This is a genomic window from Azospirillum formosense (assembly GCF_013340925.1).
Taxonomy (GTDB): Bacteria; Pseudomonadota; Alphaproteobacteria; order Azospirillales; family Azospirillaceae; genus Azospirillum; species Azospirillum formosense.
Map to the genome: position 1 here is coordinate 1 of NZ_WHOR01000068.1, position 23,522 is coordinate 23,522.

Consider the following 23,522-nt stretch of genomic DNA (forward strand, 5'->3'; position numbering starts at 1 on the left):
ACCCCCCCGGGCCATCCCCCTCAAGCCAACCGCATGCCTGCTCTCGTCCTGGGGGCGCTGGGCGTCGTTTATGGCGACATCGGGACCAGCCCGCTCTACACCATGCGGGAGTCCTTCACCCACACCGGTCTGCCGCTCGACGAGCCGACGATCCTCGGCATCCTGTCGCTGGCGACCTGGGCGCTCATCATCGTCGTGACGCTGAAATACGTCCTGCTCGTCATGCGGGCGGACAACAAGGGCGAAGGCGGCGTCCTGGCCCTGGGCACGCTGGCCCACCGCGGGCTCAGTTCCAGGGCGGGCAACCGCGCCATCATGGCGCTGGCGATCCTGGGCATGGCCCTGTTCTACGGCGACAGCCTGATCACCCCGGCCATCTCGGTTCTGAGCGCGGTGGAGGGGCTGAAGGTCGTCACTCCGGTCCTGTCCCCCTACATCGTTCCGATCACATTGGCGGTGCTGACCCTGTTGTTCCTGTTTCAACGGCAGGGAACCGGTCGGGTCGGCATCTTCTTCGGCCCGATCATGGGGGTGTGGTTCGCCACGCTGGCGGTGCTGGGCCTGATGCAGGTGCTGCACTGGCCGGACGTTCTGCGCGCCTTCAACCCGCTGTACGGGGCGACGCTGTTCGTCGACCATGGCTGGGTGGCCTTCCTGACGCTGGGCGCCGTGGTCCTGGCGGTCACCGGGGCCGAGGCGCTCTACGCCGACATGGGCCATTTCGGACGGGCGCCGATCCGCATCGCCTGGCTCTACCTCGTCCTGCCGGCGCTGCTGCTGAACTACTTCGGGCAGGGCGCCATGCTGCTGCACCGGCCGGAAACGCTGGAGAATCCCTTCTTCCATCTGGCGCCGGATTGGGCGCAGTTGCCCCTGGTCCTGCTGTCAACCGCGGCCACGGTCATCGCCAGCCAGGCGGTGATCTCCGGCGCCTTCTCGCTGACCCGGCAAGCCGTCCAACTCGGTTACCTGCCGCGACGCGAGATCCGCCACACCTCGGAGCACGAGGTCGGTCAGGTCTATATCCCGCGCAACAACTGGCTGCTGCTGATCGGCGTGGTGATCCTGGTGATCGGCTTCGGGTCCAGCAGCAATCTGGCCGCCGCCTACGGCGTGTCGGTGACGGGGGCCATGGCCATCGACACGATCCTGGCCGCGGTGGTGGCCTGGCGGCTGTGGCGCTGGAATCCCCTGCTGGTCGTGGCCGCCTTCTCCGCACTGCTGGTCATCGACCTCGCGCTGTTCGGGGCGACCCTGCTGAAGGTGCCGGACGGCGGCTGGTTCCCGCTGCTGATCGCGGCGGCGGTCTACACGCTGATGACCACATGGCGCCGGGGCCGCCGCATCCTGGCCGAGCGGCTTTACGCCGACGCCCTGCCGATGGACCTGTTTCTGCAACGCGTCTCGCCGCAATCGCCGCAGCGCGTCGCCGGAACGGCCATCTTCATGACCGGCAACCCCGACGTCGTTCCCCATGCCCTGCTCCACAACATCAAGCACAACCGGGTGCTGCACGAGCGGGTGGTCGTCATGACCGTGATCATGGAGGAGGTGCCCCGCGTCTCCCCGGACCGCGCCGTCCTGGTGGAGAAGCTGGGCAAGGGATTTTTCCGGGTCGTCCTGCGCTTCGGCTATCTGGAACAGCCCCACATTCCCCGGGCGCTGGAGCGGTGCCGCCGTTTCGGCCTGCATCTGGACATGATGGAAACGTCGTTCTTCCTGGGCCGCGAGACGCTGATCCCGTCGCGATCCACCGGCCTGCCGAGCTGGCGCGAGCCCGCCTTCATCCTGCTGTCGAAGACGGCCCTGTCGGCCACGGAGTTCTTCTGCATTCCGCCCGGCCGCGTTGTGGAACTGGGCACGCAGGTCGAGATATGACGGTCTCGAGATCTGACGGTCAGTCCCGCGCCACGATGGGAGTCAGACGGAATCGGGCGGCGGCGGCCTCCAGCCGCCCGTCGCGCTTGACCGCCTCGACGAAGCGGTTCACCCGATCAAGCCACAAAGGGTCTCCCGGCGCCACGGCGTAGGCGTAGGGCGTGGTGTGGACCGGATTTTCCGGCGCGATCAGATGGGCCCACTGGTGGATGGCGAGCATTCGCTGGCCATAGGGGTAATCGGTGAGAAAGGCGTCGGCACGGCCGGACTGGACCTCATCCTCCCGCTCCAGAGGTCCGGACACGATGCGGACACTGGCCTTGCGGAAGGCTTGGCTGGCGTAGTCGTCCATGACGGTGCCTTTCTGAACCGCCACCACCATGCCGTCCTGATCCAGATCGTCCCACCGCAGGATGCGCGGGTGCGTCTGGGAGGAAACGGCATAGATTCCGCTGCGCATATAGGGCTGGCTGAACGCGACCTTCTCGGCGCGGGCCGTGGTGACGCCGATGCCGAACATGCCGATGTCGCACCGGTCGTTCAAAAGATCGGCGACGAAGTGGGGGAATCCGCTTTCCACGAAGCTCACCCGAGCCCCCAGATCCTGGGCGAAGGACCGCGCCATGTCGATATCCAGGCCCTGGAGTTCCCCGCTGTAAGGGTGGCGGAAGGAGATGGCGTAATAGTCCGGCCAGATGCACACGCGCAGCAGACCGGTGCGTTGCACCCGGTCAAGCCGGCCTTCCGCCCGGACCGGCGCCGCTCCGGACACCAGGATCACCGACTGGAGCGCCGCATGAAGCGCAAGCGCCGTCAGTGCGATGGAAAGACGCCGCACGGCCTCGCACCCCCAGAACCACCACAACACCCGCGGCAGGATAGCACTGCGCGCCTGTGAAGCACAGCGCATGCTTGCGATTCGCCTGCCCGCTGGTAAGATTCGCAATACATCAGCACACCGCACGGAGCCGCGCGTGATGGCTAAGCTTGCCCGATTCCAGCATCGGGGCGCCCTTCTCGCGTTGGCCTTATTGTCGGTGATGGCCCTTGTGTTCGAGGTCGCCTACGACGTCCACTCGGACCGCACCCTCGCGCTGAGGCAGGCGGCGGAGAACATCGACGATCTGGCAAATGCCCTGGAAGCCTCCGTCAGCCGGACGGTCCAGACGGTCGACGTCACGCTGGCATCGGTGGGCGAGGCGGTCGAGGTCAGCGATCTGTTGCGCGGCCAGCCGATGGAAGGCCAGGAAAGGTCACCGTCCCTGCTGCTTCAGGAACGGCTGCGACGGTCGCCGCACCTCCGCGGCCTTTCCCTGCTCGACCGGCGGGGCGTTCTGGTGGCAACCACGGAAGCTCCAAGTTTGCTCGGCTCCTCCTTCGCGGAACTGGACCTGTTTCGCACCCAACTGTCCGGACAGAGCAAGGGCCTTTACGTCGGCACCCCGGTGCGCGGACGGTTCCTGACGCCGACCGGCCTTGCGGACGACCGGTCCGGCAAATGGGTCCTGCCGATGAGCCGGGCGATCCATGGAGCGGACGGGACGCTTCTCGGCGTCGCCGTCGCCTCGGTCAATCCCGAGTATCTGCAAAGCATCTTCCGTGCGGTGCGCAACGGACTCCACGGCACGGCGTCGCTCTACCGACGGGATGGATGGCTCCTGACCCGGCTTCCGCAGGACGGCTCGGACGGCGTCGGCACGCAAATGGCGGGGATGGATCTGTTTCGCGTCCATCTTCCCGTGTCCGAAGGCGGTGTGTTCCACGAAACCGACCTGAACGGCGAGGAGCGCATCACAGCCTATCGCGCCACGCCGCTCTGGCCGCTGGTTCTGGCGATCAGCCGCAGCGAAGATGAGGAACTGGCGGGCTGGTGGACCAACCAGTTGGAAATTGCCGGCGTCGCGCTGGGCGCCAGCCTGGTCATCCTGCTCTTTGCCACAGCGCTGATTCTTCTGCGCCGCAAGGACGCCCAGTTGGAGGACGGCAACGCCCGTTTCAACGCGCTTCTCGAAACCGCCGCAGAGGGCATCCTGACGGCGCGGTCGGATGGCGTGATCGAAACCGCGAACACCGCGGCCCACCGCGTCTTCGGCTACCCGCCCGGCAGCCTGATCGGGCGCCACATACAGGAGTTGATGGAGCCGCAGCACAAGGTGGCCCACAGCCGCGTCATCGAGGCTCTCACCGCGGGCACCCGACGGATCGGCCCGAACTTCACGCGGGAGGTGAACGGATTGCGGATGGATGGGGAGGTGATCCCTCTCGACCTTTCCCTGGCGGAGGTGCAGACGCAGAAAGGCATCCTCTTTGCCGCCTTCTTCCGCGACCTGTCGCAACGCAAGCGGGTCGAGCGGGCGCTGACCGAGGCCAAGGAGAAGGCCGAGGCCGGGCAACGCAGCAAAATGGAATTCCTGGCGACCATGAGCCACGAGATCCGGACGCCGATGAACGGGGTGATCGGCATGGCCGGGCTTCTCCAGGAAACCGATCTGGACGAAGAGCAGCGCGGCTATGCCGACACCATCCGCGACTCCGCGGAATCACTGCTGACCATCATCAACGACATTCTGGACTTCTCTAAGATCGATGCCGGACGCCTCACGTTGGAGGTGTCTGACTTCGAAGCCGTGCCATTGGTGGAAAGCGTGGTGGAACTGCTGGCTCCACGCGCCGCCGCGAAGGGACTGGAACTGGCCAGCTACGTCCCACCTGCCCTGCACGGGCCGCTGCGCGGCGATCCCGGACGGCTGCGCCAGATCCTCATCAACCTTGCCGGCAACGCCGTCAAATTCACCGATCAGGGCAGCGTGACCATCGTGCTGTCGGTGGAGCAGAACACCGTCACCGACGAGGCGGAGGACGGACCGGAGCCGCATGAAGCGGTGGCACGGGCTGAGCACGAGACGCCGGTGACCATCCGTTTCGAGGTGAGGGATACCGGCATCGGCATCGCCGCGGCGGACCACAAACGCCTGTTCACGATGTTCAGTCAGGTGGACGGATCATCGGCCCGGCGCCACGGCGGGACGGGGCTGGGCCTCGCCATCTGCAAGCGCCTCGCGGAACTGATGGGCGGGCGGATCGGCGTTCACAGCATGCCCGGCGAGGGCAGCGTCTTCTGGGTCGTCATTCCATTGTGGCGCGGCACGCCGACGGAAGCCGCTTCCACGCAGCAAACGCCGGGAAGCTGGGCCGGACGGCGGATTCTTCTGGTGGATGACCTGGCGGTGAACCGCGACCTGCTGGCCCGCCAGCTCGCCGCGATGGGCCTGGAAACCGAATCCGCCGCCACGGGAGAGGACGCCCTGCACCGGCTCCTCGCGGCCAGCGCCACCGGCCGACCGTTCGACGCCGCCATTCTCGATCATTGCATGCCGGGCTTGACCGGGCCGGAACTGGCAGCTCGCATCCGTGCCATACCGGCGCTGGCCGGTTTGCCGCTGGCGCTGGCCACGTCCCACCGGATCGGCGAGTTGGAGGGTGAATCCGCTGGCGTCGACGTGCGGATTGTCAAGCCCGTGCGCTCCACGGCGCTTCGCATTGCGGTGTCGAGGCTGTTCGCCGCGCCGGCGGCCAGGGCCTTGCCGCGGGATGCCGTTGCCGCCGGCGAGCCGGGTGGCTCATCGCCGCCGGTATCGCCATCACGATCTCCATCGGGAGGGCTCTTGCTCACCCCGGCACCGTCCTGCCTCCCCTCGACCGGCAAGTCCCGCCGCATCCTGGTGGCGGAGGACAACCCGGTGAATCTTCAGGTGACGCTGGCCGTGCTGCGCCGGGACGGTCATGCGGTCGATTCCGTGTCGAACGGGCTGGAGGCCGTCAACGCCGTCGCCGCCCTGCCCTACGACCTCGTCCTGATGGACGTGCAGATGCCGGAGATGGACGGCCTGGCGGCGACCCGGGCGATCCGCCGGATGGGCGGGGCCGCCGCCCGCGTTCCCATCGTCGCCATGACCGCCAACGCCATGGAAGGGGATCAGGCCGCCTGTCTGGCCGCAGGGATGGACGATTACCTGCCGAAACCCATCGCGGCGGAGCAGCTCCTGTGGGCCGTCGCGCGATGGAGCGGTTGCCCGAAGGGGAACGGCTCCGACCGCCGGGAACCGCCTCCGGAGGCCGAAAGTCCACCGTCGCGGATCGACCACGCCAAGCGCAAGGACTTGCGCGACGCGCTCGGCGACGAAGGGTTTGACCTGTTGATGGACACATTCTTCCGCGAAACGCCGGCCCATCTCGACCGGCTGCGGCGTGGCGCTCAGGACGGCGACTTCGCCACCGTGGAACGCGAGGCCCATATCCTCAAGGGGGCCGCGGGCAATGTCGGCTTCGCACTGGCCTCCGCACTGGCCGGTGGACTCGTGGCGGCGGCCCGCCGCAGGGATGCCGCCGGCATCGGCCGGGACCGCATCCAGGCGTTGGATGCCGCCCTCGAGGACGCCGAGCGGACCAGCACCCCGCCGGACGATGTGCTGGCCGAGGTCAAGAGGACGGGATCGCCAATGGGTGTGTCCGGGGACCGGTAGGCACACTTCGGCCGTATGTGCGGCCGGGACCGCCGGCGCGGTCCAAAGAGAAATGAAATCCGTTTTAACGCTGCCCGCCACAAACGCGCGCGACGAACTTGTCGATGTCGCCGTTCAGCGTCACGGCGCGGCGCGCCAGTTCACCGGCGGAGGACAGAACCTGGCTGGCGGCGGCGCTGGCGTCCTGCGCACCGGACGACACGCTGGTCACCGCGTCGGCGACGGTGCGCACACCGGCCGAGGCCTCGCGGATGGAACGGCTGATCTCGTCGATGGCCGCGCTCTGCTGTTCAGCGGCGCCGGCAATGCCGACGGCGATCTCGTCGATGTCATGAATCATGCCGCCGACATGCTGGATCACCGCCGCCGTATCGCGGGTCACCGATTGAACCTGGGCGATCTGCGCGGCGATGTCCTCCGTCGCCTTGGCCGTCTGGTTGGCAAGGTTCTTCACCTCCGTCGCCACCACGGCAAACCCCTTCCCGGCCTCGCCGGCCCGCGCCGCCTCGATGGTCGCGTTGAGGGCCAGCAGGTTGGTCTGGCTGGCGATGTCGTTGATGAGCTGAACGACCGCACCGATCTGGTCGGAGGCGGCCAGCAGGGAGCGGATGGTGGCATCGGCTTCCCGCACCTTCTGCACCGAGCTGCGGGCGAGATCGGCGGTGCGGGACACGCCCTGGGCCACCTCGCCGATAGCCCCCGACACCTCGCCGGTCGCCGCGGCCACGCCGTCCACGTTCGAGGACACCTGCTCGGCGGCGGAGGCCGCGGAGAAGGACTGCTCGCTGGCCGTGGCGGCGGTCGCCGTCATGGCGGTGGAGGACGCTTCGAGTTGGGCGGCGCTGGCCGACAGGCTCTGCGCCACCTCCTTGATGTTGGCGCCGATGCGGGTCGCGCTTTCGACGAACTCGCGGCTCTTGCCGTCCATGGCCGCCAGCCCGTCGTTGATCTGGCGGGCGTAGGCGCCGAATTCACCGACCATACCGGTCATCACGATGCGCCGGTAATACTGCCCCTCCGCCGCGTGCTGCATGGCGGCGTTCGCCTCCTTGCCGAAGGATTCGACGCGGTCGAGCAGGCGATTGATGGTCCGCAGCATGTCGGCGATCGGGCTGGCGCCGTGGATGTTCAGGATGCGTGGCTGAAGGTCGCCCTTCTCGGCCGCGGCGATGACCGCGCTGGCCTTCCGGATGGTCCGGTTGGTGAGCACCAGCCAGCGGATCGCGGCAAGACAGGGAATAACCGCCAGCAGCCCCAGCAGGGCGGCGACGACGTCGCCGGCGGCGAGACCATGCGCCGCCTGTGCCCCCGACAGAAGGGCGACCAAAGCGGCGGCGGCGAGCGATTTAGAGACTGAAGACAAACTCGTCATAGCTCGTGCCCTTGTCGCGCAGGAGTTTTTCCAGCATGGCACCGGAGGCCGCCATGGCCGCATTCCGGTCGGCATGCCGCGCCTCTTCCGCCCGCAGCGCGGCGTAGAGGCCCGCCGCCGCGTCCACCGCGGGGCGCGCCGGCACGCGCCGGCTCGAATGGTAGCCGGTGATGGTCCGCCCGTTTCCGCTGTCCGGATTGCCGAAAACCGGCGTGACATGGGCGAACACCCAATAATGGTCGCCGTCCTTCGCCCGGTTGATGACATAGGCGAAGATTTCGCTTCCGGCCTCGATGCGGGTCCACAGCAGTTTGTAAACGCAGCGGGGCATGTCGGGGTGACGGACGATGTTGTGCGGTTGCCCCAGCAACTCCGCTTCGCCATAACCGCTGATGCGCAAGAACACGTCGTTGGCGTAGGTGATGCGGCCCTTGAGATCCGTCTTCGAGACAATGATCTCGTCCGCGTGAAAGGTTCGTTCCCGTCCGGTCAGGGTATCGCGTGTGCCTCTCATGCCGACCGCCATGACCGTCCGCCTCTCAAACACCCGGTGAAATCAAACACCTGACAGACAGGTGACCAACTCGACCGTTGGTAATACCTTTTGTTGATCGACTCATAGCGTACGTAATAATCGGTTGGCTTTAAAAACGGGCGGCGATGGGCTGCGGCAAATTGTATCACATGCATTGCGCGCATGAGAGGTTGAGACCCAGCGCGCAATAAGGAGTCAAAGGCGAAAATAGGGCAGAACATACAGGCAGAACTTCGTCGATCTTCTCGCGAAGATGGCGGATCACATTCCCGGTTCGTAAACGACGACCCGGTTGCGTCCCTCGCGCTTGGCCCGGTAAAGGGCGAGATCGGCCCTGTGGATCGCCTTCTCCAGCGTGTCGTAGGAACCGTCCAGCGCGGAGATGCCGATGCTGCTGGTCAAATGGAAGCGCCCTTCGGGTCCCGGGATCGCCATGCGTGACAGGTGGCGGCGCACCCGTTCCGCCACCACGCGGGATTCCTCCGCGGTGGCGCCGGGCAGGACCACCACGAACTCCTCTCCGCCGAGCCTTCCGAGAATGTCGTACTCGCGCAGGATGGCCTGACAGCCGCCGGCCACCATGCGCAAGGCGTCGTCGCCGGTGGCGTGGCCGTAGCTGTCGTTGATGCGCTTGAAATGGTCCACATCCAGCACGAAGACCGACATCGGCTCGCTGAAACGGTGGGCGCGGGCCAGTTGCGAACGCGCCAATTCCATGAAGGAACGGCGGTTGTAAATTCCCGTCAGAGGATCGCGGGACGCCATGTCCCGCAGCGCCTCTTCCATGTTCCGGCGGTCGGTGTAGTCGTAGATCCAGGCGAGATTCACTTGAACGCCCTGGATCACCGCCTGGTTGACGGTGAACAGCGTCCAGAAGGACGACCCGTCGGCCCGGCGGAACTGCACCTCCATGTTGGTCACCGACCCGTAGGAGCGCAGACGATCGATGACCCGCTCACGCTGGTGCCGGTCCAGGTAATAGTCGCGGGCCTGCCGGCCGATCAGATCCTCGCGCTTCAGACCGATCAGTTCGGCGAAGCGGGTGTTGACGAAGATGATCTTGCCGTCGTCGCGGCGCGACACCGACACGCCGATCGGGCTCTGCTCCAGGATCGCCTGAAGCCGCTCCTCGCTGGGCAGCCCCTCCGTCAGGTCGTGGATCACGCCGATGATGCCGCCCAGATTCCCGGTGCTGTCGCAGAAGACGGCCTTGGTCAGGCTGGACAGGCGGGTGGTGCCGCCGACGAAGGGAACCGCCTCCTCGTAGCTGCGCTGGCCCCAATTGACGGTCAACTCGCGATCCTGGTCCGCGTGCGCCTTGGCGATGCGCGGGTCCATCACGGCAAAGGCGGTCTTGGCGACGATGCTCCGGCGCTCCAGGCCGGTGTAGCGCTCGAAGGCGTCGTTGCAATCGGTGTATTCGCCCGCCGCGTTCTTCACGAAGACGGGAACCGGCAGCGTCTCGAACAGCACCTCCTTCATCAGGAGCTGGTCGCGCAGCGCGGCTTGCGCCTGACGATGATGGGTGACGTCGGTGTAGACCCGAAGCGACTCCCGCTCGCCCCGTGAACCCGCGAGGGGGCCCACCGACTCCGCGACCCACACGAATCCGCCATCCAGGCGCCGCAACGGCCGTTCTCCCGACGCGTCCGGCAGCGCCGGGAGAAATGCCTCCTCCGGCTCCAGCGCCGTAAGGTCGAGACCGTTCAGTTCGCCGGGAGCATAGCGCAGCAGACTGTGCAGGGCCGGGTTGGCGTACAGGATGGTCCCCGCGTCCGTGGAGACGCAGACGCCCGTCGGCAGCGTGTCGAACACACGCCACAGCGCAACACGGGTTTCCTCCGCATCCCCGGAAGGACTCATTGAACCAACCGAATCCAGCATGGCCCCCACAGCGTCATGGAAGATTCTTGCGCCACGATAGGGCAAACAAGGAGTACGTTAGCCGATGCGCCTTTTTGCCCCTGTGTGCCATCTTGTCGCGCTATGGTGGTGATCGCCTATCCTGAGCACGAAATCTATCGGTTTTTGAACATTCCGCACGCAGTTTTCACACGGTCTTCCGCCGCCTTGTCCGCCGGCAGACCCAGCCTCAGCCATTCCTGCCGATAGTCGAACCGGCGGACCAGCACCCCGGCCCGGCCCAACTCGTTGTAAAGCCCGGCGGCCTGGGGATCGTCTATGAGACGAAAGAGCGACGTGCCTCCGGCGACGCGCACCCCCGCCCCCGCCAGCTTGGCGTCGAAGCGGGCCGCCGCGTCGGCCAGACGGCGCCGGGTGGCGGCGATCCATGCCGCATCCGACAAGGCCGCGGTGGCGACGGCCAGCGCCGGACCAGACACCGCCCAAGGTCCCATGGCCGCGCGCGAGGCCTCCACCAGCGCCGGCTCGCCGAGCAGAAAACCGAGCCGCACCCCAGCCAGTCCGAAGAATTTGCCAAAGGAGCGCAGGATGACCAATCCGGCGCGCCCGGCCTCAGCCGCCACGCTGCAGTGCGGAGCGACCTCGGCGAAGGCTTCGTCCACCACCAGCCAGCCGCCGCGAGCCGCTTGCCGATCCGCCAGGGCCAGCAGGGTTTTCGGCGGGACGATGCGTCCATCCGGGTTGTTCGGGTTCACGACGACCATGACGTCGGCGCCTCCGCAGGATTCCAGCGACATCACCTCCGACACGCGATGGCCGGCCTTGGCCCAGCCCGCGGCGTGCTCCGCGTAGGTCGGCCCCAGCACGGCGACCGTTCCCGGCGGCCGCAGCCGCGGCAGGATCTGAATCAGCGCCTGGGAACCGCCCGCGGCCACGACGCAGTCCGGCGACGGCGCTCCGTAGCAGGCGGCCGCTGCCTCGCGCAGCGCCGCTTCGGCGGAACGGCCCGGCAGCCGCGCCCAGGAGTCGGCCGGGATGGCGGGCAGCGGATAGGGCCAGGGGTTGATACCCGTGGACAGGTCCACCCAGGGTTCCGGAGCCCCCGGGAAATCCGCCCGCGCAGCGTCGAGATCTCCGCCGTGGATGATCCTCTTGGACCCCGCCGCCGATTCCGCCATCATCCCGCCCCTTCCCTTTCCCCAGAGGATTCGATCCCGTGGAGCTTCATCCGTCCGTGCTCGCCGCCGCTCTCCTCATCGAGGCCGCCGCCGGCTATCCGGACGCACTCTACGCCCAAATCCGCCACCCGGTGGTGTGGATCGGGGCGCTTATCGCCCAGCTTGACCGCGCGCTCAACCGGGAGCGTGATTCCTTCGCCATCCGCAAGGCCGCCGGCGTGCTGGCATTGCTCGTCCTGCTGCTGGTGGTGGGCGGCGCGGCGTCGGCGGTGGCCGGGCTGTGCCGGCCCCTGCCGCTCGGCGGCCTCCTCGAAGCGGCGCTGGCCTCCACCCTGCTGGCGCAGCGCAGCCTGCACGACCATGTCGCGGCGGTCGCCGCCGCCTTTCGCGACGGCGGGCTGGAAGCGGCGCGCGAGGCGGTGTCGCGCATCGTCGGCCGCAACCCGGCGAGCCTGGACGAGCATGGGGTGAGCCGCGCCGCCATCGAAAGCCTGTCGGAAAACTTCTCGGACGGGGTCGTCGCCCCGGCCTTCTGGCTGCTGGTCGGCGGGTTGCCGGGAATCGCGCTCTATAAGGCGATCAACACCGCGGACAGCATGATCGGCCACCGCACCCCCCGGCACGAGGCCTTCGGTTGGGCTTCGGCGCGGCTGGACGATCTGGTCAACCTGCCCGGTTCCCGCCTGTCGGCGCTGCTGATCTGGGTGGCCGCCCGCTTCACCGAGGGGGCCGACGCGGCCGAGTCCTGGCGGTCGGTGCGGCGCGACGCCCACCGCCACCGCTCGCCCAACGCCGGCTGGCCGGAGGCGGCCATGGCAGGGGCGCTCGACCTCCGGCTCGGCGGGCCGCGGGTCTATGGCGAGGTTCGGATCGAGGACGCCTGGATGGGGCCGGGCCGCACCGCCGCCACCGCCCAGGACATCACCCGCGCCCTCCACCTCTACCGGCGCGCCTGCATCGCCCTGGTGGCCGGCGCGCTGCTGTTGGCGCTGACCCTCTGACCGCGCCAAAGGAAAAGGGGCTCCGAAGAGCCCCTTTCCTGATCAGACAACCCTGAAGTTCTTGAACTGCCAGGGATCGTCATGGTCGATGTCCTCGGGGAACAGACGCTCGCGGTCCTGGAGCGGAGTCCAGTCGCCATAGGCGCCGACCAGTTCGCCCAGATAGGGCTTGGCGATCTCCAGGATGCGCTGGAAGTCGATTTCGTCCGGCTCGACGATGCCGCGGTTGGGATTCTCCAGCGCCCACACGATGCCGGCCAGAACCGCCACCGTGACCTGCAGCGAGGTCGCGTTGTTGTAGGGCACCAGGGCGCGCGCCTCGTCGATGCCCAGGCGGGAACCGAACCAGTAGATGCCCTTCTTGTGGCCCATCAGCAGCACGCCCAGCTCATCGGTGCCGCTGACGATCTCGTGCATCATCAGGCGCTGGCTCGGCTGCATGTACCAGTTCTTGCCGGCCAGCTCGTGCACCGACTTCACCGCGTCGTCGCAGGGGTGATAGGCGTAATGCACGGTCGGGCGGTAGGTGACGTGGTTGCCGTCGCGCTGGGTGTAGTAGTCGGCGATGGAGATCGCCTCGCTGTGGGTGATGAGGAAGCCGTGGAACGGCCCCTCCAGCGGGGTCCAGGTGCGCACGCGGGTCGAGGCGCCGGGCCGCATCAGATAGATGGCGGCGTCGCAGCCGAACTCGTGGCGGCGGCCATCGGCCGGGAAATGCTTCTCGTGGCTGCCCCAGCCGAGTTCGGTGGGCTGGCAGCCCTCGCCGACGAAGCCGTCGATCGACCAGGTGTTGACGAACTCGCCCACCTTCTTCGGCTCGTTGGAGACCTGGGTGTCGCGCTCGGCGATGTGGATCACCTTGACGCCCAGCTTGGCGGCCAGGGCGCCCCAGCCGGCGCGGTCCTTCGGGACCTCCGTCGATTCGCCGGTGTCGGCGGCGACGTTGAGCAACGCCTGCTTCACGAAATGCGAGACGAGTCCGGGGTTCGCGCCGTGGGTCAGAACGGCGGTCGGCCCGCCCTCGAAGGCGGCGCGGTGCGACAGCGCGGTTTCGCGCAAGGCGTAGTTGGAGCGCAGCGACGGCGACAGGGACGGATCGGTGTAGCCGCCGGCCCACGGCTCGACGCAGGTGTCGATGTAGAGCGCGCCGACCTTGTGGCAGAACTCGAAGAGGGCAACGGACGACACGTCCACCGACAGGTTGACCAGGAAATCACCCTTGCCCAGCATGGGCTCCAGCACCTGGACGTAATTCTCCTTCGTCAGCGGCAGGTTGATGAATTTGACGCCAAGCTCATCCGCCTCGGCATGACCGCGCTCCTCGGCGGTGACGATGGTGATCTGGTCCTTCGTGATTCCGATATGGCGCAAAATCAGGGGCAAAACTCCCTGGCCAATCGATCCGAAGCCGACAATGACCATGCGGCCGGTGAAGGTGATGTGCTTGGTGTCCAGGGTCATCTAAGACGGTCCCCCGTGGTTGGCGTGACAGAAATACAGCCCGTCACCCTCGCGCCTCTTGCAAAGGCGGAGGGTGGCGGACCAACGATGGTTTACGGTGATTTTTTAGGGATATCCACAGCTTTCCCGCGATGCGGGACTTATGCCACGCAGCTCTTGAGGACGTAGCCGGGCGTTTCCAACAGCGGCGCGTCCGAAACCTCGACCACGCGGGCCTGGTCGAACCCGTTGAAGGCGGTGCGCAGGCAGGAGCCGTAAGCCCCCAGCTGGCCCAGCTCGATCCAGTCGCCGGCGCGGATGTCCGCCGGCAGGTGGAACGGGCCGTTCATGCGGTCCGCGCTGTCGCAGGTCGGGCCGTAGAAGGCGAAGGCCTCCACCGGCTCATCGCCCATCGGCGCGAACGGACGGATCATGCGGGCCGGGAAGCGGAAGCCGGGAACCCCGGCGTCCGACAGGGCGCCGTAGACACCGTCGTTGATGAACAGCTCGTTGCCGCGGCGCTTCACCACCTGCACGACCAGCGACACCCCCGGTGCGACCAACGCGCGGCCCGGCTCGCACCAGACGCGGCAATGGGCCGGCAGGTCGAGCTTCGCCACGCCGCGGGCGATGGCCTCCATGAAGTCGCCGAGCGGCGGCGGGGTGACGCCCGGGTAGGAAACGGGAAAGCCGCCGCCCACGTCCAGAACGTCGATCACCACGCCCGACTCCGCGATGATGCGGCCGGCCAGTTCCAGCGCCCGCTCATAGGCGGACGGGTCGAGCATCTGCGAGCCGACATGGAAGGACACGCCGACCTTCGGGGCCACCATGCGCACGGCCTGGAGAAGCTCGACCGCCTCCGCTGCCGGGGCGCCGAACTTGCCGGACAGGTCGTAGACCGCGTTGCCCTTCGGCAGGGCTAGACGCACGACGAGGCCAAGGTCCTGGGCGTCGCCCGTCTCCTCCAGGATCTTCTGAAGCTCCTCCATGCTGTCGAGCACGAAGTCGCGCACGCCATACTGCTGGTAGGCGGTGCGGATCGCCTCGCGCCCCTTCACCGGGTGCATGTAGTGCAGCACCGCGTCCGGGAACATCTGGCGGATCAGGCGGATTTCGCCGGGCGATGCCACGTCGAAGTGGCGCACGCCGCCGGCCCACAGGGCGCGCAGCACCGCCGGCTCCGGGTTGCACTTCACGGCGTAGAGCACGTCGCCGGACACGGCGGCGTCGAAGGCGGCCACGAAGCTGGAGGCGGTGTCGGCCAGGACGCCCGGACGGATGCAATGCATCGGCTCCTCGGGCCGGGCCAGCGCCACCGCCTGATGGACGGAGGTGCGGCGGTCCGACACCGGCGAAGCGCCGAAGGACGGGGCGGAAACGGAAACGCCGCGGCGCAGCGGGGCGACGGCGGAACGGGAACGGATGAAGCCCATGGCGCACTCCTTACCCTGGGCCACCCGGCGCGGGGCGGTCCAGCGAACAGACGGGAATCCGACACGGCCGTCAAAGCCGCGGACCGGAATTCGGGTTGTGGTGAAAGGCGACGGAGAAAAGCCGGGTCAAACGCTCACGAGCGGGCTAACAGCTCCGCAGGTTCAAAGCGTCGATGTCCGGCTATGGGCTACCGTCTGGGAGCCCTGCCGTGGAGAGCCAACATGCCTACCTCCCTCTCGGGACCGGCCCACTGATGACCGGTTCTGCCAAAAAGGACGCGGTACGTCGTTGCATAACCACAGAGGGCCATTGGCACGTGCGAGTGCGTCGTGCCCGATGAATTACGCTTTTTCCCCGGCGATTCAAGTGATTTTTTGATGACAGGCCGGGATCGGCCCGGGATCGGCCCGGAATCGGAACGATGGCGGCGCTCAGCGGGGCGCCGCGTCCGCCGTCTCGGCGAAGGCCGGACGGTCGGAACCGAGCACATGGTCCATCAGCCAGAAGCGCAGGAACCCCCGCACCGCGACGCCGGGGTCGAGCCGCCCATCCTCCACCTGCTGACGGATTCGGGCGAACTGCCTTTCCAGCAACCGGTGATGGTTCCGGTGGGCCACGAAACGGCTGGGCGCGACACGGCGCAGCACCCCTTCCTCCATGGCGAAATGAGCGTGCACATGGTCGTGCAGCATCCCCAGAAGATCGAGCGTTTCGCCGACCGGTGCGCCTTTGCGGCTCATCTCGTCCAACTCGTTCATGAGTTCGGCAAGCTGATGATGCTGGGCGTCGAGCGGCCCCACCCCGACATCGAAGGCGCTGCTCCAGGTGATCAGGGTCCGCCCTTCCGGCGTCCTGGAGGCGTCGCGCACCAGCGCGGTGAAATCGCCGTCGTGCCGGATCTCGTGTCCGCACAACGCGGCGTCCAGCGTGCCCGCCACCGTGCACAGGAAATCCGAAGTGACCTCGCAGTCGCGCACATAGTCGATCATCCGGCCGAACTGCTGGTCCAGCATCGCGTGGTGGCCGGCGTGCTCCTCCCACCGGGTGAAGCCGGCGGCGCGGATGATGACCTCCTCATGGTCGAAATGCATGCGCATCTCGTCCGCGAAGCGGCTGAAACGGGGAACCATGGTGTCGCGGGAGGCGCCCTCCGCGCAGGCGCGACGGATGGCCTCGACATGGTCCATCAGCGAATTGTGGGCCGCGTCGATGAAGCCGTTGCCCGTGCGCGGGACGGTGTGGCCGTCCGTGGTCATGGAGCCTCCGAGGCGGGTGGCGCGCCGCCATTGGATCGGCGCCGATACCGAAGGGCTTGTAACAGCGCCGCTTTTCGCCCGCAATCGGCTGCGGCGAAAGGTAACGGCGGCGGGCGGCTCATGGAACGTACCCGGTTTCCGACTCGAACTTCGGAAAGCGGTCGGCGATCACGTCACCGGTGAAGGACGCCACCCAGCCATCCGGGCGCGTGAAGAAGCGGATGGCGGTGAATTCCGGGTCCGGCCCCATGTCGAACCAATGCCTCGTCCGCGCCGGGATGCTCAACAGATCACCGGCCCCGCACACGATGCGGAACACCTTCTCGTCCATATGCAGGTAGAAGGCGCCGACGCCCTGCACGAAGAACCGGGCCTCGTCCTCGTCGTGGGTGTGCTCCGCAAGGAAGGCGGCGCGGCGGACCGCCGCGTCCGGCTGGCCGCGCGAAATCCGCACCACGTCGGCGGACTGGAAGCCACGCGCTTCCTTCAGGGCCGCCACCGGTCCGGCGTAGGCCTCCAGCACCGCATGGGCGTCGGTGGCGTCGGGAATGGCCTGGGGCGCCGGCCAGCGCTCGAACAGCACGCCCGCCAGCGCCAGATGGGCGGTGACCAGCGCCGGGTCGGCGGATGAAAGTTCAATAACCGTGGGATCGGTGTCGCTGTAGACGGACAAACGGGCCATGGTCGCCTCGTTGTGCAGGTGCACCCAGAATGAGACGAAGCGGCGCCGGGCGCAACCGAAACGGTTGGAGCCATACCTCAGTATGCGCGCAATGAACGAATCAACGGCGGATCGCCAGCCCCAGCGACACGGCCAGCCCGACCGCCAGCAGAAGCCCGACGAATCCGCCGACTCCGGCCCAGCCGAATCCGTGCCAGAAGACGCCGCCCAGCGTCCCGGCGATGGTGGACCCCATGTAGTAGCAGAACAGATAGATCGCCGACGCCTGCCCGCGGTTGACCGGCGCCCGCTGCCCGATCCAGCCGGAGGCGATGGTGTGGACTCCGAAGAAGGCGAAGGTGAACAGGGCGATGCCCGGCGTCATCGTCCACAGGCTGTCCGGCGTCATCAACGCCAGTCCGGTCGCCATCATCGACGCGGCGGCGGCCAGCACCCGGCCCCGCCCCAGCCGCACCGCCAGCCCACCGAACAGCGGCGAACTGACCACCCCGCAGAGATAGACCGTGAAGATCGCCCCGACCGCCGCGGGGCGCAGGTCGAAGGGCGGCGCCAGCAGCCGGAAACCGATGTAGTTGAAGACGGTGACGAAAGCCCCCATGGACAGGAAGCCCATGGCGAACAGGGCGAGCAGCCCGCGGTCCATCAGGTGCCCGCGCCACGCCTCGGCCAGGTCCCGCACGCCCGCCGGCCGCCGCTGGAAATGGCGCGAGACGGGAAGCGCGAACCACACCGCCAATGCGGCGGCGATTCCCAGCGCGCCGATCACCCCCATCGCCATGCGCCAGGACGCGACGTCGGCCACCAGCGCCGTCAGCGCCCGCCCCGACATGCCGCCAAGCGCCGTTCCGCCGATGTACAGGCCCATGGCGACCCCGGCGGAGCGCGGGTCCACCTCCTCCGACACGTAGGCCATGGCGACCGCGGGAAGACCGCTGAGCGCCATCCCTTCCAGCGCCCGCACCAGCAGCAGCGAGGCCCAATCCGGCGCCATCGCGCCGCTGATGCCCAGCGTGCCGGAGGCGAGCAGCGAGAGCGCCATGATCGCCTTGCGCCCGAACCGGTCGGACACCGCCCCGGCGACCAGGAGCGCGAAGGCCAGAACGCCGGTGGACACCGACAAAGCGAGGCTGGACTGCGCCGGCGTGACGCCGAACTCCCGCGTGAATTCCGGCATCAGCGGCTGCACGCAGTAGAGCGCGGCGAAGGTGGAGAAACCGGCCAGGAAGAGGATGCGGCTCGCCCGCTTGTAGGCCGGTGTGCCGGCGACGAGATACGTCGCCCCCGGTTCAGCCGCGCCCTGCCCCGCCGGTTCAATCCGAACCCTGCCGAAATCGCCGTCCGCCACGTCGGTCCGCCCCCATGATGCGCTGCAACATGCACGCATGAAGGGAATGTGCGCCCGCGACGGCGGCCTGTCCAACGGATCGGACGCAGTGCAGCAATATGATTCCGTTATGACAACCGGATGCTTATGGCGACCGGGTGTCCGACGGGTTTACGGGATCAGCGCGCCGAGGTCGAACTCCTTGGCGAAGGCCAGCATGGCGCCGCAGGCGCTGGCGGACGACACGCGCAGCACGCCGTTGCCGACGACCGTCGGGAACTTGCTCTTCTGAAGCGCCTGCTGGGCGCGCTCCAGATCGGCCACCGTCAGCACCACCCCGGCCAGGAAGGGGCGCGGAACCGCCAGCGCCGGGTCGCCGGTCCAGCCCCATTGCAGCGCGGCGGGATCGGCCACCACGATGGGGGCACTGCCGGTCGGCACGACGCGCGCCGGCCCCCGCGTCTCCACCGCCGTGCCGAACAGCCGGGCGTAGGAGGAGGCGGTGGCGTCGGGATCGTCGGCGGCGACGACCAGGGCGGCAAGGCCGGTGACCGTGTTGTCGTGCTGGATCAGCTCCGGGCGCCAGACCACGTCGCGGGTGTGGTGCTGGCACAGGAAGACTCGCCCGCCCCATTCCGGAACGCCGTCGATCGCGGTGGTGGTGAAGCGCGCCTGCTGCGCGCCACCCGGAAGCTCGACGGGGCGGCCGAACTCCACCGGCTCGCCCGCCGGATAGCCGGCCTCGACCAGGAGGCGCTGCGCCGCCCGCGCGTCGTCGGTCTTCAGCGCCGCGGCGGCGATGCCCTCGCGCGTTTTCAGAACGTCGCTGAAGAAGGCGGTGAAGGGGTGCGGCTGTTCGATGGCGAGCAGTTCCAGATAGTCGCCCGCCCCGAACATCAGGGTGTGGTTGGCCGACTTCAGCTCGCCATGGCGGCCCATCGGCGAGATGGTGAAGCCCATGCGGCGATAGGCGTCCTGCGCCTTCTCCAGATCGCGGACGACGATGACGAGATGGTCGATGCCGTTGATTCCGTGTGCGCCCATGGTCCTTGCCCTTCCGCTGTGCCGGCTTTTCGCGTTCGGCCAGCCATAGTGCAAGGGGACCGCCCGGCGCAAGTGCCGGGGGCAGGGTCAGGGCGCCAGCGGCCGTTCGCGCCACGCCGCCACGACGTCCGGCATGGGCGGCGAGTCCCGGTGCTCGCCGTGGATCGCCAGGATCTCCGCCGGGGCGACCACGGCGCCGCGCGCCACGAAGGCGCCCTGCACCACAGCCAGCGCCGCCGTTCCCGTGGCGGTCTCCACGCGGTGTTCGATGAAGAAGTACTTGTCGTCCCAGCACAGCACGCGGGTCGCCAGCTCGAAGCGCTGGAAGGGCGCCAGCGGACGGCGGAAGCGCAGGTTGGCGGCGCCGATCACCGGTTGCCAGCGGTGGCGCAGGATCGACCGCCCCATGCCGGAGCGCAGCATCAGATCGACCCGCCCCAGGTCCATGACACTGAAATAGCGGGCGTTGGTCATGTGCATGTTGAGGTCGAGGTCGGTTGGCCACACCCGGAAGCGCAGCCGCGCCGGCTCCAGGAAGCCCACCGGTCGACTGGCCAGAGCGGCCACGATGACGCCGATCAGGCGGAACAGCAAATTCATACCCCATCCCCTCCGGCTTGGCCGGGCGGACGGGACCGCACCGGCTCAGGCGCTCTTGGACGCCAATCCGCGCTCGTCCAGCGCGGCCTGCACCTGGGCCTCGATCTCCCGCAGCTCGCCTACGGTCGCCTCCAGGTCCTGGCGCTGCTGCTCCAGGTCCTTCAGCCGCGCGTCGATGCGCTTCTGCAGGACCTTCAGCTGCTCCACACCGCCATCGACGTTGTAGAGGTCCAGATACTCGCGGATCTCCGCCAGCGAGAAGCCCAGCCGCTTGCCCCGCAGGATCAGCTTCAACCGGGCGCGGTCGCGCTTGGTGTAGACGCGGTTGTTGCCCAGGCGGTTGGGCGACAGCAGCCCCTTCACTTCGTAGAAGCGGAGGGCGCGCGGCGTGATGCCAAGTTCCTCCGCCAACTGATTGACCGTGTAGAGCTGTTCCATGGTGGGGGGCACGCCTTCCGTCACGTCGCGCCGTGGCGGCGTGGGGAACGAAGGCCGCTCGCTCCACGCCGCCGGACGGCGTCTCCGTTCCTACCACACACGCCACGGCGTGACAAAGCCGCGCGCCTTTCCCCTGGGTCATCCCTCCGGCTTCTGCAGGCTTTCGGCGATCAGCTCCTTCTTCGACAGCTTGCCGACCGCCGTCTTGGGCAGCTCGGCGCGGAATTCGATCCGCTTCGGCATCTCGATCCGCGAGATCTTGTCGCGCAGGAAATCCTTCAATTGCTCGGCGGTCAGGCCGGCGCCGGGCCGGAGCTGGACGAAGGCCTTCGGGCTCTGGCCGCGGTAGTCGTCGGGGATGCCGATGACGCAGACGGCCACCACGTCGGGGTGCTGGTAGATGGCCTCCTCGATCACGCGCGGATAGACGTTGTAGCCGCCGCAGATGATCAGATCCTTCAGCCGGTCGAGCAGGAAGACGTAGCCGTCCCCGTCCATCACCCCGACGTCGCCGGTGAACAGCCAGCCGCCGACGATGGTGCGCCGGCTCTCCTCGTCCTTGTTCCAATAGCCGGCCATGACGTTGGGACCGGACAGCGCGACCTGCCCCTTCTCGCCGGGCGGCAACACGCGGTCGGGATCGTCCAGCGCGCGGATCTGCACCATGATGCCGGGCAGCGGCAGGCCGATGGAGCCCTCCTTGTTGATCCCGGTCAGCGGGTTGCAGGCGCAGACCGGCGACGCCTCGCTGAGACCGTAGCCCTCGACCAGCACGCAGCCGGTGGCCTGCTCGAACTGGCGCTTCAGCTCCATCGGCAGCGGCGCTCCGCCGGAGATGCAGTAGCGGATCGACCGCATCGGGTAACGCGCCACGTCCGGATGGCCCAGCAGCGCCTTGTACATGGTCGGCACGCCGGGCAGCAGGGTGGGCTTGCGCCGCGCGATGGTCTTCAGGACCTGCAGCGTGTCGAAGCGCGGCAGCATGACCAGCTCCGCTCCCGCCGCCAGCCCCATGTTCAGGATCACCGTCATGGCGAAGACGTGGAAGAAGGGCAGGACGGCGAGCATCCGCTCCTCCCCCAGCGCCATGCCGGGGAACCAGGCCTGCACCTGCCGGGCATTGGCCACGAGGTTGGCGTGGGTCAGCATCGCCCCCTTGGGCACGCCGGTGGTTCCGCCGGTGTATTGCAGCACCGCGACGTCGCGCCGCGGGTCCAGCCGGACCGGCGGCATCACCCCGTCGTTGGCGAGCAGCGCGTCGAAATCCACATGCCGCCCGTCCTGCGGGATGCTGGCCAGCTCGCTGCGCTTCAGGACGCGGAACAGCACGCTCTTCACCGGAGAGAGGATGGAGGCCATGCGGCAGACGACGACCGTCTTCAGCCGCGTGCGGTCCAGCATCGCCTCGATGCGCGGATAGATCTGCCTCAGATCGAGCGTGACCATGATCTCGGTCCCGGAATCCTCGATCTGGTGCTCCAGCTCCCGCTCGACGTAGAGCGGGTTGTAGTTCACCACCGTGCCGCCGGCCTTCAGGATCGCGAAATAGGCGATCACGTAGGTCGGCGTGTTCGGCAGGCACAGCCCCACCCGCACGCCCGGCTTCACCCCCAGCGCCGCGAAGCCCTTGGCTGCTCGGTTCACCAGCCCCAGCACCTCCGCGTAGCGGTAGCGGCGGCCAAGGAAGTCCAGGCACGGACGGTCGGCGTAGCGGCGGGCGGCCTCCTCGAACAGCTCGGCCAGCGGCGTCACGGCGATCGGCTGGTCCCAGGCGATGCCCTCGGGATAATGGGCCAGCCAGGGATGGGCCGGCGTGTCGTCCCTGAGGCTGCCCCGGCGCGCAAGATTCTCGGTCATCTCCGATCCTCCCGGCTGTGCGACGGGTCAGGACAGGCAACGGCGGAAGGCGGTGCGGGGCGACGGGACTCCGGGCGCGGTGGCGGTCTGCATCGTTTCACTCCCCTCGAATGATTTGATGGCTCCCGGATCGTTGAAGCGCCGGAAACGTTTTGGTTATGACGTTGACGTAAACGTAAAGTCCACCTACTGTCAAGTTCCGACAAGCACGAATCCAGGGGAGAGAGACTGATCCATGGTTGAGGACATCCTGCGCGAACTCCAGTCCCGCTCCACCAGCTTCCGCAGCCTGAAGGCCGATGTCCGCTTCGCGCTGGAGGACGGCGAGGCGGTGCGGGTCAACGCCCGCGAGACGCCCGTCGCCATCGCGCGGGAGGACGCCGGGGACGCCGATCCCGACTGCACCATCCGCATCTCCGCCGAGAACCTGAAGAAGCTGATGGACGGACGGCTGAACCCGATGCTGGCCTTCACCATGGGCAAGCTGAAGGTGGACGGCTCGATGGGCGTCGCCATGAAGCTGGCGCAGCTCCTCGACGACTGAGCGCCTAGGGCTGAAAGACGGAACCGGACGGCGGCACCATCGCATCTCCGGCGACGTGGAGCGCGACCTGTGGTTCGACGCGCAGGGCACGCTGCTGAAGACCCGCTTCAAGCGCAGCGGCTACGATGTTACCTACATCCTGGACTGAGATGTGTTCTGCGTGAGGGTGTGATGCCGCTGTTCGTGTTCCCCGACGACCCGTCCTGGAACGAGGAGGCCGACGCCGTGGAGTTCGCGGTGGAGGTCGGGGAGTATCACGGGCGGGTCTTCGTCCCGCGCCGCGCCCTGCAAACCCTCGCCGGCCATCTGCCGAAGCCGGACGAGGCGCTTCAGTATGTCTGCCTGAACCGTCCGGTCTTCGACAAGGCGGTGGAGGCCCGCATCATGGACCGCAAGCTGGACCCGGATGCGAACGTCCATTTGACGGCAAGGGATGTGCGGCGGGTGGCGCCGTAGAAGCTGAGTGGTTGAACTGAGCCCCCACCCAACCTTCCCCCGCTTCGCAGGGGAGTGCTTTTCTCCTCCCCCTGCGAAAGCGGGGGGGGTCGGG

At 67.8% G+C, this 23,522-nt stretch carries 20 protein-coding genes; 6 read left to right on the top strand and 14 right to left on the bottom strand.

Annotated elements, in window-relative coordinates:
- The first annotated feature begins 33 nt into the window (after positions 1-33).
- Entirely contained in the window at positions 34-1,878 is a 1,845-nt protein-coding gene (locus tag GBZ26_RS11445) for a potassium transporter Kup (protein WP_174438950.1), read from the top strand.
- Positions 1,879-1,897: 19 nt separating this feature from the next.
- On the opposite strand, the gene GBZ26_RS11450 is transcribed toward GBZ26_RS11445, so the two are convergent.
- A complete protein-coding gene (locus tag GBZ26_RS11450) occupies positions 1,898-2,716 on the bottom strand; it encodes a transporter substrate-binding domain-containing protein (RefSeq protein ID WP_174438951.1) in 819 nt (272 codons plus the stop codon).
- A 139-nt stretch (positions 2,717-2,855) separates the two neighbouring features.
- Between GBZ26_RS11450 and GBZ26_RS11455 the strand changes: the two genes are divergently transcribed.
- The gene (locus tag GBZ26_RS11455) at positions 2,856-6,401 is read left to right on the top strand and encodes a response regulator (protein WP_246653606.1); all 3,546 of its coding nucleotides are present in this window, start codon (positions 2,856-2,858) and stop codon (positions 6,399-6,401) included.
- A gap of 64 nt (positions 6,402-6,465) precedes the next feature.
- On the opposite strand, the gene GBZ26_RS11460 is transcribed toward GBZ26_RS11455, so the two are convergent.
- The 4 genes from GBZ26_RS11460 to cobD form a co-directional block, all read right to left on the bottom strand.
- Positions 6,466-7,773: a methyl-accepting chemotaxis protein gene (locus GBZ26_RS11460; protein ID WP_174438952.1), complete on the bottom strand. Its 1,308-nt coding sequence runs from the start codon at positions 7,771-7,773 to the stop codon at positions 6,466-6,468.
- On the bottom strand, positions 7,748-8,299 hold the full coding sequence (locus tag GBZ26_RS11465; RefSeq protein ID WP_174438953.1) for a PAS domain-containing protein: 552 nt from the start codon (positions 8,297-8,299) through the stop codon (positions 7,748-7,750). The genes GBZ26_RS11460 and GBZ26_RS11465 overlap by 26 nt, the downstream gene beginning before the upstream one ends.
- Positions 8,300-8,569: 270 nt before the next feature.
- Positions 8,570-10,171 carry a sensor domain-containing diguanylate cyclase gene (locus GBZ26_RS11470; RefSeq protein WP_246653607.1) on the bottom strand — a complete coding sequence of 534 codons (1,602 nt, stop codon included), beginning with the start codon at positions 10,169-10,171 and terminating at the stop codon, positions 8,570-8,572.
- Between the two features lie 155 nt (positions 10,172-10,326).
- The gene (cobD, locus tag GBZ26_RS11475; protein WP_174438955.1) at positions 10,327-11,352 is read right to left on the bottom strand and encodes a threonine-phosphate decarboxylase CobD; all 1,026 of its coding nucleotides are present in this window, start codon (positions 11,350-11,352) and stop codon (positions 10,327-10,329) included.
- A 35-nt stretch (positions 11,353-11,387) separates the two neighbouring features.
- On the opposite strand from cobD, the gene cbiB reads away from it, so the two are divergent.
- The gene (cbiB, locus tag GBZ26_RS11480; RefSeq protein ID WP_174438956.1) at positions 11,388-12,350 is read left to right on the top strand and encodes an adenosylcobinamide-phosphate synthase CbiB; all 963 of its coding nucleotides are present in this window, start codon (positions 11,388-11,390) and stop codon (positions 12,348-12,350) included.
- Positions 12,351-12,392: 42 nt separating this feature from the next.
- Here cbiB and GBZ26_RS11485 read toward each other — a convergent pair whose 3' ends face one another.
- The 9 genes from GBZ26_RS11485 to GBZ26_RS11525 form a co-directional block, all read right to left on the bottom strand.
- Positions 12,393-13,811 carry a homospermidine synthase gene (locus tag GBZ26_RS11485; protein ID WP_174438957.1) on the bottom strand — a complete coding sequence of 473 codons (1,419 nt, stop codon included), beginning with the start codon at positions 13,809-13,811 and terminating at the stop codon, positions 12,393-12,395.
- A gap of 140 nt (positions 13,812-13,951) precedes the next feature.
- Complete coding sequence (locus GBZ26_RS11490) at positions 13,952-15,226, bottom strand: type III PLP-dependent enzyme (RefSeq protein ID WP_137114556.1); 1,275 nt, start codon at positions 15,224-15,226, stop codon at positions 13,952-13,954.
- 432 nt (positions 15,227-15,658) lie between these two features.
- Positions 15,659-16,483 (bottom strand): hemerythrin domain-containing protein, encoded by an 825-nt coding sequence (locus GBZ26_RS11495; protein ID WP_174438958.1) that lies wholly within the window; start codon positions 16,481-16,483, stop codon positions 15,659-15,661.
- Between the two features lie 118 nt (positions 16,484-16,601).
- Complete coding sequence (locus GBZ26_RS11500) at positions 16,602-17,165, bottom strand: 1,2-dihydroxy-3-keto-5-methylthiopentene dioxygenase (RefSeq protein WP_174438959.1); 564 nt, start codon at positions 17,163-17,165, stop codon at positions 16,602-16,604.
- A gap of 100 nt (positions 17,166-17,265) precedes the next feature.
- Complete coding sequence (locus tag GBZ26_RS11505) at positions 17,266-18,510, bottom strand: MFS transporter (protein WP_174438960.1); 1,245 nt, start codon at positions 18,508-18,510, stop codon at positions 17,266-17,268.
- 150 nt (positions 18,511-18,660) lie between these two features.
- Positions 18,661-19,533 (bottom strand): VOC family protein, encoded by an 873-nt coding sequence (locus GBZ26_RS11510; protein ID WP_174438961.1) that lies wholly within the window; start codon positions 19,531-19,533, stop codon positions 18,661-18,663.
- A gap of 87 nt (positions 19,534-19,620) precedes the next feature.
- Positions 19,621-20,133 carry a thioesterase family protein gene (locus GBZ26_RS11515; protein WP_174438962.1) on the bottom strand — a complete coding sequence of 171 codons (513 nt, stop codon included), beginning with the start codon at positions 20,131-20,133 and terminating at the stop codon, positions 19,621-19,623.
- Between the two features lie 45 nt (positions 20,134-20,178).
- The gene (locus tag GBZ26_RS11520; protein WP_094302185.1) at positions 20,179-20,571 is read right to left on the bottom strand and encodes a MerR family transcriptional regulator; all 393 of its coding nucleotides are present in this window, start codon (positions 20,569-20,571) and stop codon (positions 20,179-20,181) included.
- Between the two features lie 138 nt (positions 20,572-20,709).
- Entirely contained in the window at positions 20,710-22,428 is a 1,719-nt protein-coding gene (locus tag GBZ26_RS11525) for a long-chain-fatty-acid--CoA ligase (RefSeq protein WP_174438963.1), read from the bottom strand.
- 235 nt (positions 22,429-22,663) lie between these two features.
- On the opposite strand from GBZ26_RS11525, the gene GBZ26_RS11530 reads away from it, so the two are divergent.
- Genes GBZ26_RS11530 through GBZ26_RS11535 form a run of 3 tightly spaced genes read left to right on the top strand, consistent with a single transcriptional unit; the run spans position 22,664 to position 23,428 of the window.
- A complete protein-coding gene (locus tag GBZ26_RS11530; protein WP_014240763.1) occupies positions 22,664-22,972 on the top strand; it encodes an SCP2 sterol-binding domain-containing protein in 309 nt (102 codons plus the stop codon).
- Positions 22,973-23,027: 55 nt separating this feature from the next.
- A complete protein-coding gene (locus GBZ26_RS30635; RefSeq protein ID WP_247889751.1) occupies positions 23,028-23,120 on the top strand; it encodes a DUF6134 family protein in 93 nt (30 codons plus the stop codon).
- Positions 23,121-23,143: 23 nt separating this feature from the next.
- Positions 23,144-23,428 (top strand): DUF1488 family protein, encoded by a 285-nt coding sequence (locus GBZ26_RS11535; protein ID WP_038527656.1) that lies wholly within the window; start codon positions 23,144-23,146, stop codon positions 23,426-23,428.
- Positions 23,429-23,522: the final 94 nt, after the last annotated feature.